The 14,300-nt window shown below is 62.4% G+C and carries 11 protein-coding genes; 4 read left to right on the forward strand and 7 right to left on the reverse strand.

What is annotated here, in order from left to right; all coding sequences use genetic code 11:
- The 5 genes from Q0367_RS03235 to Q0367_RS03255 all read right to left on the reverse strand — a co-directional run.
- A partial coding sequence (locus Q0367_RS03235) for an SWIM zinc finger domain-containing protein (protein ID WP_298980938.1) occupies nt 1-752 on the reverse strand: 752 nt, incomplete at its 3' end.
- Nucleotides 753-855: 103 nt separating this feature from the next.
- Nucleotides 856-1,758, reverse strand: a complete 903-nt coding sequence (locus Q0367_RS03240; RefSeq protein ID WP_298980939.1) for a hypothetical protein — start codon at nt 1,756-1,758, stop codon at nt 856-858.
- Between the two features lie 4 nt (nt 1,759-1,762).
- The gene (locus tag Q0367_RS03245) at nt 1,763-2,665 is read right to left on the reverse strand and encodes a purine-nucleoside phosphorylase (protein WP_298980940.1); all 903 of its coding nucleotides are present in this window, start codon (nt 2,663-2,665) and stop codon (nt 1,763-1,765) included.
- Nucleotides 2,666-2,716: 51 nt separating this feature from the next.
- A complete protein-coding gene (locus tag Q0367_RS03250) occupies nt 2,717-3,829 on the reverse strand; it encodes a calcium/sodium antiporter (RefSeq protein WP_298980941.1) in 1,113 nt (370 codons plus the stop codon).
- A gap of 42 nt (nt 3,830-3,871) precedes the next feature.
- On the reverse strand, nt 3,872-4,984 hold the full coding sequence (locus Q0367_RS03255) for a calcium/sodium antiporter (RefSeq protein WP_298980943.1): 1,113 nt from the start codon (nt 4,982-4,984) through the stop codon (nt 3,872-3,874).
- 138 nt (nt 4,985-5,122) lie between these two features.
- On the opposite strand from Q0367_RS03255, the gene mtnA reads away from it, so the two are divergent.
- From mtnA to Q0367_RS03275, 4 genes are all read left to right on the forward strand, one after another.
- Nucleotides 5,123-6,247 (forward strand): S-methyl-5-thioribose-1-phosphate isomerase, encoded by a 1,125-nt coding sequence (mtnA, locus tag Q0367_RS03260; protein ID WP_298980946.1) that lies wholly within the window; start codon nt 5,123-5,125, stop codon nt 6,245-6,247.
- 13 nt (nt 6,248-6,260) lie between these two features.
- Nucleotides 6,261-7,508 carry an S-methyl-5-thioribose kinase gene (gene mtnK, locus Q0367_RS03265; protein WP_298980951.1) on the forward strand — a complete coding sequence of 416 codons (1,248 nt, stop codon included), beginning with the start codon at nt 6,261-6,263 and terminating at the stop codon, nt 7,506-7,508.
- 574 nt (nt 7,509-8,082) lie between these two features.
- Nucleotides 8,083-9,780: a TrkA family potassium uptake protein gene (locus Q0367_RS03270; RefSeq protein WP_298980953.1), complete on the forward strand. Its 1,698-nt coding sequence runs from the start codon at nt 8,083-8,085 to the stop codon at nt 9,778-9,780.
- Between the two features lie 5 nt (nt 9,781-9,785).
- On the forward strand, nt 9,786-11,450 hold the full coding sequence (locus Q0367_RS03275; RefSeq protein ID WP_298980955.1) for a Na/Pi cotransporter family protein: 1,665 nt from the start codon (nt 9,786-9,788) through the stop codon (nt 11,448-11,450).
- Between the two features lie 106 nt (nt 11,451-11,556).
- Here Q0367_RS03275 and Q0367_RS03280 read toward each other — a convergent pair whose 3' ends face one another.
- Together Q0367_RS03280 and Q0367_RS03285 are read right to left on the reverse strand one after the other, a co-directional pair.
- Nucleotides 11,557-12,894 carry an alpha-glucosidase gene (locus Q0367_RS03280; RefSeq protein ID WP_298980957.1) on the reverse strand — a complete coding sequence of 446 codons (1,338 nt, stop codon included), beginning with the start codon at nt 12,892-12,894 and terminating at the stop codon, nt 11,557-11,559.
- An 11-nt stretch (nt 12,895-12,905) separates the two neighbouring features.
- Nucleotides 12,906-14,291, reverse strand: a complete 1,386-nt coding sequence (locus tag Q0367_RS03285; RefSeq protein ID WP_298980958.1) for an alpha-glucosidase/alpha-galactosidase — start codon at nt 14,289-14,291, stop codon at nt 12,906-12,908.
- Nucleotides 14,292-14,300 lie beyond the last annotated feature (9 nt).

The following is a 14,300-nucleotide window of genomic DNA, read 5'->3' on the forward strand; positions in this document are numbered from 1 at the left end:
TCGTGAAGTGCGAGCTCGTTTACTTCATAAATCCAGTCTTCCAGGTCTTCGACCTCTACAACCCATTGCTCGATCACCGTCTCGAGGACTTCGGCTGCGGCGGCAGCCTCTCCGGCGTCGAGCGGCTCGTAAGCCAGTTGCAAATGCGGCTCAAAAATCTGGTGGAAGTCGATCTCGCCGACGTTTTCATCCCAGTAGTCCGAATAGCCGCCTCTGGAATGGTCGCCTTGGCCCGTGGCTGCTCTTACTGCTGCGCAAAAGGCGCTTTGTATTGTGCGCCGAATCCTACTCGGGTCGTAAGAAGCGCTGGCTTGAACGGTCTCTTCCGGCTGTGCAGCAAGAGCCTCCACCGTCTCCTCGATCTGCTCGGTCAGGTCAGGGCGATCCTCGGCGAGGCGAAGCAAGAGCGCACGCAGTTGATCGGCGGTCAGGTCGGCTAGCAGCGTCTCCAGCGCCGGTCTAACCTCGATCCTGGCTTCGTGCAGCGCAGCCAGCAACACGGCGACGATGTGCTTGCAAAAGCCGCCCCAGTCGTATGGGCAGGTGCAGATCGCGTCGGCAATTTGGCCCGCTTCTGTGAGCGCCACGCGGACCTGATAGGGTTCATAGTCGCTGCCGGCGACTTCCGCCGTCAGAAGATTGCTGCGCAATGTCAAACGGCGGACGGCGCCGCTCTGGTAATAGCGCCGGCCGCGGGTGAAACTTTGGTCGGTGCTCAGGCCGCGAATATCGCTTTCGGTGAAGGTGAACACCGGAAAAAGCCTCCGCTTTGATTGCCGCTGTCTCTCGCCAACCAAAGCCGGCAAAGAAACGCCCTATCGAGGCTGCAACGTTCGTTCCCAGGCCGCACGACGGTTACCCGGCGGTCAGCGGAATCTCCTCAAGCGCCTCGAGCACAGGCTCATAGCGGCAGCGACAGCCATAGGGCGAGGTGCACTCGCGATGGGGAAGCTCCGGCACGCGCGTAATTAAAAACTGCTTGCCAAGATACTGCCGGCAGTGCTCGCAGGTGTGCTCATCGTCCGGGCCGACGATCTCCAGCCGCCGCACGTGGTCGCCTCCCTTGACGCGCTGCCAGGTCTCCTGGTTGTCGACGTAGAGCGCAATGGCGTGGGCGCGCCAGTAGGCGGCTTCGACGGCGTCCATGTCCGGCCGCGCCAGCTCCTGCGCCGCGTGCGGCGGAATCTGGTCAGGGGAAAGGCGCCAGTGCACGCCCCACAGGTGCTGCTCGGCGGCGTAGAGCTTGAGCCATTTCACCGTCTCCTCGCTCAGGCCGTCGAGCAGCCAGTGCTCCAGGAAAAAGATGCGCCGCGTCACTGCGCTGTGGTTCATCTGCGGCTCCGGCCCGGTCCAGTCGGCCTTGCCGAGCGGGGTGCGATTCTCGTAGCGCCGGCGAATGGTGAGCGCTTCGCTCGTCATCATCTGCGCAAGCGCCCTGCGGACGCCCTCCAGCGCAGCCTGTTTTTCCGCTTCCATGCGCTCCTGATAGATGGCGACGAAGGGCCGTCCGACCTCCGTGACCTGATAATGCTCGCCGCGAGCCGCCAGCCAGCCCTGTTTTTGAAACAGCGCAATCATCTCCATATAGGGTTTGGGCAGCACGCGGCTCCAGGCGCGCTGCTGCGTTGCGTCGTGCAGCGGCCTCGGCTGTGCAAACTCCGCCAGCAGACCGATCTGTGAATATTCCTTCAACTCCTGCGATTTCGCCAGCGTCATGCCGTCCAGCTTCGGTCCGAAGAGTTTTTTAAGGAGTTGCATCGTCTCAACCTCCCTCCGTGGGTCTGGCCTGATTGGCTGCAACTGCCTGTCGGTTTGAACCTTCGCCCGCCAATCGCTGTAAGACGCCCAATAACAACGCCTTCAGCCGGGGCACGATGACCTTGCCCGCCTCCATCACTTCTTCATGCGAAGGCTGACCGGTCGCCTCCAGGTCGCCGATGGCGACATTGGTGATCGTGCTCAACCCCAGCGTCTCCATGCCTGCGTGATGAGCGACCATCGCTTCGGCGGCCGTGCTCATGCCGACGGCGTCGGCGCCCAGGCGTTGCAACATGCGCACCTCGGCCGGCGACTCGAAGTTGGGGCCGCTCAGTTGCAGATAGACGCCGCGCTGCACCGGCACGCCGAGCTCCGTTGCAACTTCATGCGCCAGCGTGCGCAAGCGGGGCGTGTAGATGCGGTTGGCGGCGGGGAAGCGCGGGCCGAAGTCGTCGAGGTTGGGGCCGCGCAGCGGGTTGACGCCAGCCATGCCGATCAGGTTGATGTGGTCCTCGATCACCATGATGTCGCCGACGCGGAAGCGGGGGTTCAGCCCGCCGGCGGCATTGGTCAGGATCAACGTCTGCACGCCCAGGCGCTTCATCACCCGCACCGGCAGCGTCACCTGCTGCATCGAGTAACCTTCGTAGTAGTGGAAGCGCCCCTGCATGGCGCAGACGACGCATCCCTCTAGCCGACCGATCACCAGACGGCCGGCATGCCCGGCCACCGTGCTGACGGGGAAGTGAGGAATCTCGGCGTAGGGGATGATATCGGCCTCCTCGATCTGCGCCGCCAGCTCGCTCAGCCCGCTGCCCAGGATCAATCCGATCTGCGGTTGCTGTCGGGTGCGACGACGAATGTAGTCAGCCGCCTCGTCGTAATGCGTCAATGCAAATGTTTCCATGGCGTGGCATTGTACTCCCAGAGGGCGTCATCTTTCAATTTTTCGGCGTCGCTATCGTGTAGCCTGCACAGCCATCTTGCGTTCGCGGCGGCGCAGCCACTCTCGCCAGAGACTCACCATCAGCGTAATGACGGTCAGCGGCGCCACGAAGATCAACATAAAATCGAAATAGCGGGCAGCGCTGGGATGGCCGGTGGCGTCGAGCAGCAAATAGGCGGTGTAAGCAATGTAATAGCCAAAAAAGAGGGCGCCTTCCCAGCGGGCGATCAGGTTGCGCGTGACGAAAATCGGCAGACAGGCGATCGCCACCGCCACCATGAACGGGATGTCCAGCGCCAGCGCGCCCGGCGAGACCGGCACGCCGCCCCTTGCAAAAAGTGCGGTCAGCGCCAGCACAGAGAGCAAGTTGAAAAGATTGCTGCCGACCACGTTGCCGACGGCGATGTCGCGCTCCCCCTTGATCGCCGCTACAATCGACGCCGCCACCTCCGGCAGAGAAGTCCCCAGCGCTACGATGGTGAGGCCGATCACCAGCTCGCTGACGCCGAACAGCCGCGCCAGCTCGCTCGCGCCCTGCACAAAGAGCCGCGAGCCAACCGTCAACATCGCCAGCCCGGCGACCACATAAAAGCCATTCAGCAGGAAACGTCCCGCGCTCTTTGGCTCATCGGCGACAAATTCCTGGCTATATTCGGCAACCACTGCGGGGTTTTGCTCGCGACGGGCCTGCCAGAAGAGGAACAACAGATAGCCGATCATCAGCGCAAACAGCAGCCCTCCCTCCAGTTGGCCGATGGCGCCATCCAGCGCCAACACCCACACCAGCACGGAGGCGCCGATCATGATCGGGACGTCGAGTCGCACCAGCTGTTGCGACACGACCAGCGGGGTGATCAGCGCCGACAACCCCAGAATGAGGAGCACGTTGAGGATGTTGCTGCCTACGACATTGCCGACCGCCAGGTCAGGCTGCCCGTTGAAGGTCGATTGCAGGCTCACGGCCAGCTCCGGCGCGCTCGTGCCAAAGGCCACCACCGTCAGGCCGATCACCAAAGGCGAAATGCCGAGCGCCGCCGCCAGCCGGCTGGCTCCGCGCACCAGCAGCTCCGCGCCTGCAACCAAAATCGCCAATCCACCGAGAATTAACAAGAGGATGCCAACCATGCCGCCGTCCCTTCCTAACTTTCCGGTCCGTTCCGGCGCCGTTTATCGCGACATCCCGGAACGGCGCATTTCCCTGCGCTGTCGCAGATCGCGAGCCACGCTCACCCCAATCGTGATGACTGTGAGCGGCGCGGCAAAGAGCAAGAAAAGGTTGCGATATTCCACCAAATGAGGATAGTGAATTGAACCGAGGATCAGAAACGCCGTGTAAACGATGTAATATCCGAGAAAAAGCAATCCCTCCCATCGGGCGATCAAATAGCCGGTGAAAAAGATCGGCAAACAGGCGATCGCCACCACAATCATGAACGGCATATCCAGCCAGAGGGCGTTGGTCGAGACGGGCACGCCAGAGTCAGGCGCAACCAGGGCCGTCAATCCCAGCACAGCCAGAATGTTGAAAATGTTGCTGCCCACGACGTTGCCCACTGCAATATCGCGCTCGCCGCGCAGCGCAGCTACGATCGAGGTGGCCACCTCCGGCAGAGAGGTGCCGGCCGCCACGATCGTCAACCCGATCACCAGCTCGCTCACTCCCATCGCTTCCGCTGCGCCGACAGCGCCGTCGACAAACCAGCGCGCCCCCAGCACCAACAGCGCCAATCCAACGCCCGCCATGCCGGCGTCGAGCAATCCTTGCAACCACGAGTGGGGGCGCTTGGGGTGATATTCTGCTTCATACTCTGCGAGCACTGCAGCGTTGCGTTCGCGCTGGCTCTGGATGCCCAGAAACACTGTATAGGCCACAATGCCTGCAAATAACAGCGCGCCTTCCCATCGCTCCACATAGCCGTTCAATGCAAACAGCCAGACCGCCAGGGAGACCACGATCATCAACGGCACGTCGATGCGCACAAGTTGTTGCGCCACCACCAGAGGCGTGATCAGCGCAGAGAGGCCCAGAATGAAGAGCACGTTGAAGATATTGCTGCCGACCACGTTGCCGACGGCGACATCGGCCTGCCCGCTCAGCGCAGATTGCACGCTGACCGCCAGCTCCGGCGAGCTTGTGCCAAAGGCGACGATCGTCAAACCGATGATCAACGGTGAAACGCCCAGCGCAGCGGCGAGTCGACTTGCGCCGCGCACCAAAAGTTCTGCGCCTGCGACCAGGGTGATTAACCCGCCGATCATCAACAATAAAATAAACGCCATATATCAATTCCTTTGGTGTTTGATTCAATGCAACTGATTATCCATTGATCGCCCCTTTTTTGACAATCTTTTCAAAATCATTGAAGATATTTGAAAATTTGTGCACCTCCAGAACAAAAAATCAGAGAGGACAAGCCCATGAATGTCCATGGTCAACATTATCGCACCATCTGGCTGCGGCCGGACGACCCAACGGTGGTGCAGATCATCGATCAGCGTCATCTGCCCTTTCGTTTCGTCATCGAAGATCTGCGCACCGTCGAAGAGGTGGCGACCGCCATCAAAGACATGCATGTGCGCGGGGCCGGTCTGATCGGCGCGACGGCGGGTTACGGCATGTACATCGCCGCGCTGACGGCTCCGCGCACGTCGCTGGAGGCGTTTCGAGCGGCGCTGCACACAGCGGCGGCTAGGCTCAAGGCGACGCGTCCGACTGCGGTCAACCTGGCCTGGGCGGTCGATCGTCAGTTGGCCGCCATCGCTGCGGCCGGCGACGACATCGAGGCGCAGATTGAGGCCGCCCAGCGCACCGCTCAGGAGATCGCCGACGAAGACGCCGAGTTCTGCCGCCGCATCGGCGAGCATGGCGTCCGTCTGATCGAAGAGATCGCAGCGCGCAAAGGGGGGGAGCCGGTCAATGTGCTGACCCATTGCAACGCCGGCTGGCTGGCTTTCGTCGACTATGGCACCGCCACCGCGCCGATCTACGCGGCGCACGACCGCGGCGTCCCTGTGCACGTCTGGGTCGATGAGACGCGACCGCGCAACCAGGGCGCGCGGCTGACGGCGTGGGAGCTGGGTCAGCATGGCGTTCCGCACACCGTCGTTGTCGACAACGTGGGCGGTCACCTGATGCAGCACGGGATGGTCGATCTCGTGATCGTCGGCTCCGACCGCACCACCTACACCGGCGACGTCGCCAACAAGATCGGCACCTACCTCAAGGCGCTGGCCGCGCGCGACAACGGCGTCCCTTTCTACGTGGCGCTGCCCTCCAGCACGATCGACTGGGAGATGCGCGACGGGCTGGCCGAAATTCCCATCGAAGAACGCGACGCCACCGAAGTGCGCATCATGGATGGACTCAGCGGCGAGGAGATTCGGGAAATTCTGATCATGCCGGAAACGAGTCGCGCCGCCAATTACGCGTTCGACGTTACGCCTGCGCGGCTGGTGAGCGGGCTGATCACCGAGCGCGGCATCTGCCCCGCCTCGGAAGAAGGCGTTTTCGGACTGTATCCAGAAAAACGGAAGAAAGCTTAAAGGAAGGTGTGTCATGGCCTATCGCGCCTTAGATCCACACAGCGTGATCGACTATCTGCGCGCCACGCCGTCGCTTGCGAACGTGCTCGACCTCGACGCGCCCATGCACGCGCGCGAGGTGGGCGACGGTAATCTGAACCTGGTCTTCATCGTCGAAAACGGCGCCTCGGACAAGTCGCTCGTGGTTAAACAGGCGTTGCCCTACCTGCGCGTGGCGGGCGAATCCTGGCCGCTGACGCGCGAGCGGATGCGCTTCGAGACGCAGGCGCTGCTGAAGCACAACGAGCTGGCGCCGGGGCTGGCGCCGCAGGTTTATCACTACGATGAAGAGATGTCGCTGGTCGTCATGGAGAACCTCTCCCATCTGGAGGTCATGCGCAAGCCGTTGGTGGCGCGCAAACGCTTCCCCAGGTTCGCCGACCACATCTCCACCTTTTTGGCGCGCACGCTTTTCTTCACTTCCGACTTTTATCTGACCGGCCTGGAAAAGAAAGAGCTCCAGGCGAAATTCATCAACCCGCACCTCTGCAAAATTCAGGAGGATTTTGTCTTCACCAACCCCTTCATGGATTCGCCGGAAAACCGCTGGAATCCTCTGCTCGACGCCGAGGTGCAGGCGGTGCGCCGCAACAGCGCGCTCAAGCTGGCGTTGGCGGAGATGAAGGCGAGCTACATGACGCACGCCGAGGCGCTCATTCACAGCGACCTCCACACCGGCAGCATCATGGCGAATGAAGAGCTCACCAAGGTCATCGACCCCGAGTTCGCCTTCTACGGTCCGATGGGCTTCGACGTCGGCGCAGTGCTCGAAAATCTGGTGCTCAACTACCTCTCTCACTTCGCGCATACGCCAGACCCTGAAGTGCGCAGAGACTATCAAGCCTATCTGCTTGACCTGATTCGTGACATCTGGACGCAGTTCGCCGCCAAATTCGAGGCGCTGTGGGTGGAAAACAACCGCGGGGAGCTGATGCCTGCCAAGTACTGGGACTATCCCGGCGGGGACGAGGCGTTCGCCGAATTTCGCCGCCGCACGCTCGCCCACATCCTGCGCGAGACGGCCGGACACGGCGGCGCCAAGATGCTGCGCCGCATGATGGGCATCGTCAGCGTGTGGGACATCACCTCCATCGCCGATCTGGAGCAACGCGCCGTCGCCGAACGCCTCGCCATCCGCATCGGCAGCCGCTGGGTGATGGAGCGCCATTCCATTCACAGCGTGGACGATCTGATCGGGATCGTGCGCGAAGAGGCCGAATGAACGTAGAACCCCAATTGACAGAGTGAACACGGACTGACGGAGTGGAATGGAGGGCGATTGGCCGATCCGTTCATTCTGCCTCTCCGTGTTCCTATGCACCCGTCTTTAAGCTCCCGGCGCCCACTTTGGACACTCCCTTCACCTGTGGTACATTCAAAAGAGACGCTGCGGGCCTGGCGGCCAGGCGCTTCAATATCACCACAGAGGCGCGAAGGCGCAAAGAAACCAAGCAACATGAAGATTTGACGGCTTTTCCCCTCCTCTTTTGAACGCCCTTTACGCCTTTGTGTCTAGTGGTTAAACATCGACGCAAAGAGGCCGGGGCGAGGGGATGAGGGATTCGCAAGCGCTGACCCCGACCGAGTCGCCGGACTGCGTAACGTGAGTGATGTTGGATTTCATCGCGCGACCTGGAAGGTCGCATTCTACGAAAAAACTTCATCTGGCCGAGCAACTCCGATTCGGAAGAAGCTGTTAAAACAAACTGTAGCCAGGACGATCTGCTCCTCTGCTTGTGAAGGCCGGCGACGCACCCGGCGGATGATTTGACGCCTGCACAACTGACCAACGCACGATGAAATTTCTGATCTCCCAACTCTCTTATTTCTGGCAAGATCGCCATAGCCGCACCAATGTCTACGCCTTGCTGCGCTATCTGGCGCTGCTGGCGGCCATGATCACCCTGTACAGCATCCTCTTCCACTTCATTATGGCCTACGAGGGCCGCGAGGAGAGCTGGGTCACCGGCTTTTACTGGACGCTCACCGTGATGTCGACGCTCGGCTTCGGCGACATCACCTTCAAAAGCGATCTGGGACGCATCTTTTCGTCGATCGTCCTCCTCAGCGGCATCATCTTCATGCTCGTCATCCTGCCCTTCACCTTCATCAACCTCTTCTACGCGCCCTGGCTGCGGGCGCAGGAGGCGGCGCGGGCGCCGCGAAGCCTGCCCGACACGGTGAAAGGGCACGTGATCCTGACGCAGTACGACGCCGTCACCATGGCGTTGATCGAACGCCTGAAACAGTTCCATCACCGCTATGTCGTGCTGACGCCGGAGCTGGAAGATGCGCTGCGGCTGCACGATCTCGGCGTCAAGGTCGTGCGCGGCGACCTGGACAATCCCGAAACGTATCGTCGCGTGCATGTGGAGCAGGCGGCGCTGGTGGTGACGACGGCCAACGACCGCCTCAACACGAACGTCGCCTTCACCGTGCGCGAGGTCTCCGAAAACGTGCCGATCATCGCTACGGCCAATGCGGCGGCGTCGGTGGATATTCTGGAGCTGGCCGGCTGCAACCACGTGCTGCAATTAGGAGAGATGATGGGGCAGGCGCTGGTGCGACGGGTCACCGGCGGCGACGCCCGCGCCCATGTCATCGGCCGGCTCAAAGGCCTGGTGATCGCCGAAGCCACGGCGCGCAACTCGCCGCTGGTGGGCCAGACGCTCGCCGAAAGCCGTCTGCGCGACCGCGTGGGCGTCACCGTGCTCGGCGTATGGGAGCGGGGGCAGTTTCAACTGGCGCGGCCGACCACGCGCATCGAGCCGGGCACCGTGCTGGTGCTGGCCGGCTCCGAACAACAGATCGAGCACTATAACGCTCTGCTTTGCACAGAACCGCCGAGCCGCGAGCCGGTGGTGATCATCGGCGGCGGACGCGTGGGGCGCGCCGCCGGACGGGCGCTGGCCGAGCGCGGCATGGACTATCGCATCGTTGAGCTGTTGCCTGAGCGCGTGCGCGACCCGGCCAAATACGTCCTCGGCGACGCCGCCAACCTCGAAGTGCTGATCGCCGCCGGCATCCGCAAAACGCCCGCAGTGCTGGTGACGACGCATGACGACGACACCAACATCTATCTCACCATCTACTGCCGAAGGTTGCGCCCAGATGTCCAGATCATCAGCCGGGCGCGGCTGGAGCGCAACGTCGCCACGCTGCACCGCGCCGGCGCCGATTTCGTCCTCTCCTATGCATCGATGGGCGCCAGCACCATCATGAATTTGTTGAACCGCGATAGCATCCTGATGGTGACGGAAGGGTTGGACGTCTTCGAGGTGGAGACGCCCGAAAGCCTGGTGGGGAAGACGATCGCCGAGGCCAACATTCGGCAGCTCACGGACTGCACGGTCGTCGCCCTGGAGCAAGATGGCGTCATGACCGTCAATCCCGACCCGCATACGCCGCTGCCGGCGCACGCCAAAATGGTGCTGATCGGCACGGTCGCCTCGGAAAATTGTTTTCTGAAACGCTTCACAAAACCTCATGAATAAGATGCATGAATGACGCAAGCATGAGTTTCCTGGCGATCTTTCCCTCCCTGTTGGGGGGCGTCGGCCTCTTTCTGGCCGGCATGATCCTGATGTCCGACGGGCTGAAGGCGGCGGCGGGGGGAAGGCTGCAATGGTTTCTGGAGCGGACGACGCACACGCCGCTCAGCGCCTTCCTCACCGGCGTGGCGCTGACGGCGCTGGTGCAGTCGTCGAGCGCCACCACCATCACCACGATCGGTTTCGTCAGCGCCGGGCTGCTTTCTTTTTCTTCGGCGATCGGGGTGATCATCGGCGCCAACGTGGGCACGACCAGCACAGGCTGGATCGTGGCGCTGCTCGGCTTCAAACTCAACGTGGGGGCGATTGCGCTGCCTTTCATCGGCGTCGGCGCGCTGATGCGTCTGCTGCTGCACGGCGCACGCGCCTCGCTGGGCATGGCGCTGGTGGGATTCGGCCTGATCTTCGTCGGCATCGACTTCTTACAGGAAGGCATGGGCGGGTTGGCGCATCACATCGACCTCTCGCCCTTTTCGCAACCTTCACTGATGAACCATCTCTGGCTGGTGTTGATCGGCGCCGTGATGACCGTGCTGCTGCAGTCGTCAAGCGCAGCCGTGGCGCTGACGCTGACCGCCCTGAACAGCGGCGCCATCGGGCTGGAGCAATCCGCCTACCTGGTGATCGGCCAGAACCTCGGCACTACGGTCAAGGCAATCCTGGCGGCGATGGGCGCTTCGATGCCGGCGCAACGCACGGCGCTGGCGCACATCCTCTTCAACGGCGTCACCGGCGCGCTGACGTTCTTCTTTGCGCCGATGTTGCTGGCGCTTGCCATTGCCTGGAGCGAGTTCATCGGCGACAGCGACCCGTCCGTCGTCATTGCGCTCTTCCACACCCTCTTTAACTTGCTGGGCGCCGCGCTCTTCCTGCCTTTCATCACACCCTTCGCCCGCCTGATCGAGCGCCTGATCCCGGAGCGCGGGCCTGTGCTCACTCGCCATCTGGACGACTCGGTGCTGCATCTGCCCGAGGTGGCGACTGAGGCCGCGGCGCGCGCGCTCACCGAAATTGCCGCCGTTGCGCTGAAGGAGGCCGTTCACCTGTTGCACAACGGCGCGCTCGACCGCGCCGGCGAACACCGGCTTCACCTGGCGCAGACGGCGATGGATGAAACCAGCCGCTTTTTAGGGCGAATTCAATACGCAGGCTATGATGGAGAGATTTTTGCACGCCGGCTGGCGCTGCTCCACGCTGGCGACCACGCCGATCGCCTGATCGAAGCCTGCCTGGAGTCCCCTTCTCCCCTGTACGGCGAAGAGGTGCGCACGGCGGCCGCGCAGCTGGCCGAGGCGCTGGCGCCGGCGCTGGATTGGTTGGAAACGAGAAAAGGCGACGCGTCGACGCTCGTTCAACGCCTTGCACAGGCCTCCACCCGACAGGCGGAGGCGCGACGCCTCCAACGTGAACAGGTGTTGCTGGAGACCGCGGCCGGCCGCATCCAGCCCGACGAGGCGCAGCGCCGACTGGAGTCGATGCGCTGGGTGGATCGCGTGGGCTATCACGCCTGGCGCATGATGCACCACCTGACCGGCTCGCCTTCCGCCGCCGAAACATTGCAGACGGCGGCCTACGCAGAGCCGGAGCCGATCAGCGCTTCGACAAATCCCTGAGTCCCTGGGTGGCGTCTTTCCAAGGCGACGCCGCAGCTGTGCTCCTCCAGAGGCGATGACCTGCGCAAGGCTTCTTTCTGTGTGGCTCTCCGCCGCCTGTTCCGGCCTACTCCAGGTACCCCAGCCAGCGCTGTTGCACGCGCAGCATCATCTCCAGCGTCTGCTCGGCGGCGCGCACGCTGTCCACCACCGGATCGACGAGCAGCGCCTGTAGCGCAGCCGCTTTGGAGCGCGTGAGCACCGCCTCCGCCGTCAGGTCGTGCACGGCGATCTGATTGCGCAAGAGGCCCGCGATGCCGCGCGGCAAGCGCCCCAACGCCACGCCATGCACGCCGTCGCCATCCACCAGCGCAGGTGTCTCAACGGTCATGTCCGAGGGCAGATCGTCGATGAGGCCTCGGTTGGGCAGGTTGAGCGCCAGCACCTCGGTGGGACGATCGGCGGCGATGCTTTCCAGCACCTGCGAGGTCACCCAGTCGTCGCCCGAACCGCGCAGCAGCGTCTCCTCGGAGACCTTCTGCGCCACCCAGAGCTTGTAGGTGCGGTAGAAGTCGAGGATGCCGGCGTGATCGACCACATCGTGCGCCCACTGGATGTATTCGCCGAAGTGCGAATCCACCGTCACCGGCAGGTAACCGAAGCGCTCCAGGATCACCTTGAACAGTCCACGCTCCGCCCAGGGGCGATGGCCGACGGTGGCGACATGCTCCGCCGGCAGGCTGGGCAACGCCCAGTCCAGCACGTTGGTGATGCGCTCGAAATAGGCCGGCGCTTTGGCGCGCACATCGGGATAGGCGTCGGCGCCGGTGTCCCGATAGAAGACGTTCAACAGTACGCTGAAGTGGTTGAGGCCGCCCGCCTGAAATTGCAAATTCTCCAGCGGCGTCTCCAGGATGTGAGGCAGATGTTCGGGCAGCGACGCCGCTTCGTGACAGACGCCGATCAGCTTCAGGTCTGGGTATTTGCGCTGCACGGTGGTGCAGATGCGGCTCATCGGATTGCTGAAGTTGAGCACCCAGGCGTCTGGGCAGATCGCCATGATGTCGCCGCAGATGTCGAGGATGGGCGGGATGATGCGCAAGGAATGGAAGAGACCGCCCGGCCCGCCGTTTTCCCCATAGACCTGGCGAATGCCAAACTGCTGGGGGATGCGCCAGTCCTGCTCCCACAGCTCGAAGCGATTGCCGACCTCGATGGAGATGATGCAGAAGTCGGCGCCCTGCAGAGCCGCGCGGCGATCGGTCGTCGCCTCCAGTCTGTAGGGCAGGTTGTGCTTCTCGATGTGGCGCCGGCCAAAGGAGGCGGTGCGCGCCAGCGCTTCGGCGTTGATGTCATGCAGACAGATCTCGGCGCCGGTGAACACTTCGCTTTTGAAGAGATCTCCCAGGATGCTCAGGCCAAAATTGGCGCTGCCGGCGCCGATCAGGACGATTTTGTGGGTCATCCGCTCCTCGCTCAGTGGTATTGGGGCAGCCAGTCGCCGTGCGCCTCGATCAAGTCGTCGACCAAACGCCAGATCTGGTCCAGATCGAGCTCGGCCGCCGTGTGTGGATCGAGCATGGCGGCGTAGTAGATGTACTCGCGCTTGCGCGTCAGCGCGGCTTCGACGACCATCTCCTGCACATTGATGTTGGTGCGCATCAAGGCGGCCAGGTGGGGCGGCAACGCGCCGATCTTCGTAGGCTGGACGCCGTTTTTATCGACCAGGCAGGGCACCTCCACGCAGCAGCCCTGGGGCAGGTTGTCGATCAGGCCGTGATTGGGCACATTGCCGTAGATCACGCGCGGCTGGCCCGTGACGATGCTGTGCACGATCAGCGAGCCATACTCGTTGCTGCGCTCCACCTCGTTGATCCGCTCGAAGTGATGGACGACCAGCGGCAGGTGCTCCGGTGAGACGCCCGCTTTGGCCATCGCCTCGGCGAACTCCTTCGACAGATCCAGCTCCGGGTTTTTCAGCTTGCGCCGCATGAACTCCCAGCCGGTGATCTGCACCTCGCAGCGACGGATGTACTCGTCGAGCGGGATGTTGAACTTTTCGATCAGATCGGGTCGGTCGCGCTTGATGAACCAGGGCACATATTCGGCGAAGTGCTCGCTCGATTCCGTGACAAAGTAGCCGACGCGCTTGAAGACTTCATAGCGCACGCGGTTCCAATCAGGCACGCGACCTTCCTCGATCACCTTGCGAATCAACGGATAGAGGTCTTGGCCGTTGCGTTCAAAGCGAAGATAGAAGGCCATGTGGTTGATGCCTGCGCACACATAGTTGATCTCCTCGATCGGGACGCCGATGTCGTGCGCCAGTTGTTCGGCGGTTCCCTGCACACTGTGACATAGGCCGACCGTCTTGACGCCGGTGGCGCGGCTCAAGGCCCAGCAGTTCATCGCCATCGGGTTGACGTACTGGAGCAGCACGGCGTCCGGGCAAAGCTCCTCCATGTCGCGTGCGATGTCGAGAAAGACCGGGATCGTGCGCAGACCGCGCATGATCCCGCCGATGCCCAGCGTATCGGCGATTGTCTGACGCAGGCCGTACTTCTTTGGGATCTCGAAGTCGATCACCGTGGCCGGCTTGTAGCCGCCGATCTGAAACATGCTGATGGCGAAGTCGGCGTCTTTGAGGGATTGCCTGCGGTCGGTCGTCGCCTCGATGCGGGGGGAGATGCCAAAATACTCTGCGATCTTATGGGCGACGATCTCGGAGGTGCGCAGCCGCTCCGGGTCGATGTCGAAGAGGCTGATCGTGGCGTCCTGCAGCTCTGGATAGCTGAGGATGTCGCCGATGAGGTTCTTGGCAAAGACGGTGCTGCCTGCGCCTAGAAAGCTGATTTTGGTCATAGGGACGTT

Source organism: uncultured Caldilinea sp., from assembly GCF_937128415.1.
In the GTDB taxonomy this organism is placed as follows: Bacteria; Chloroflexota; Anaerolineae; order Caldilineales; family Caldilineaceae; genus Caldilinea.

What these genes read in the sequence shown, in the direction of transcription:
- Q0367_RS03240 (WP_298980939.1), bottom strand. Translation starts at nt 1,758, where the DNA reads ATGCAACTCCTTAAAAAACTCTTCGGACCGAAGCTGGACGGCATGACG.
- Q0367_RS03245 (WP_298980940.1), bottom strand. Translation starts at nt 2,665, where the DNA reads ATGGAAACATTTGCATTGACGCATTACGACGAGGCGGCTGACTACATT.
- Q0367_RS03250 (WP_298980941.1), bottom strand. Translation starts at nt 3,829, where the DNA reads ATGGTTGGCATCCTCTTGTTAATTCTCGGTGGATTGGCGATTTTGGTT.
- Q0367_RS03255 (WP_298980943.1), bottom strand. Translation starts at nt 4,984, where the DNA reads ATGGCGTTTATTTTATTGTTGATGATCGGCGGGTTAATCACCCTGGTC.
- mtnA (WP_298980946.1), top strand. Translation starts at nt 5,123, where the DNA reads ATGAATGTCCATGGTCAACATTATCGCACCATCTGGCTGCGGCCGGAC.
- mtnK (WP_298980951.1), top strand. Translation starts at nt 6,261, where the DNA reads ATGGCCTATCGCGCCTTAGATCCACACAGCGTGATCGACTATCTGCGC.
- Q0367_RS03270 (WP_298980953.1), top strand. Translation starts at nt 8,083, where the DNA reads ATGAAATTTCTGATCTCCCAACTCTCTTATTTCTGGCAAGATCGCCAT.
- Q0367_RS03275 (WP_298980955.1), top strand. Translation starts at nt 9,786, where the DNA reads ATGAATGACGCAAGCATGAGTTTCCTGGCGATCTTTCCCTCCCTGTTG.
- Q0367_RS03280 (WP_298980957.1), bottom strand. Translation starts at nt 12,894, where the DNA reads ATGACCCACAAAATCGTCCTGATCGGCGCCGGCAGCGCCAATTTTGGC.
- Q0367_RS03285 (WP_298980958.1), bottom strand. Translation starts at nt 14,291, where the DNA reads ATGACCAAAATCAGCTTTCTAGGCGCAGGCAGCACCGTCTTTGCCAAG.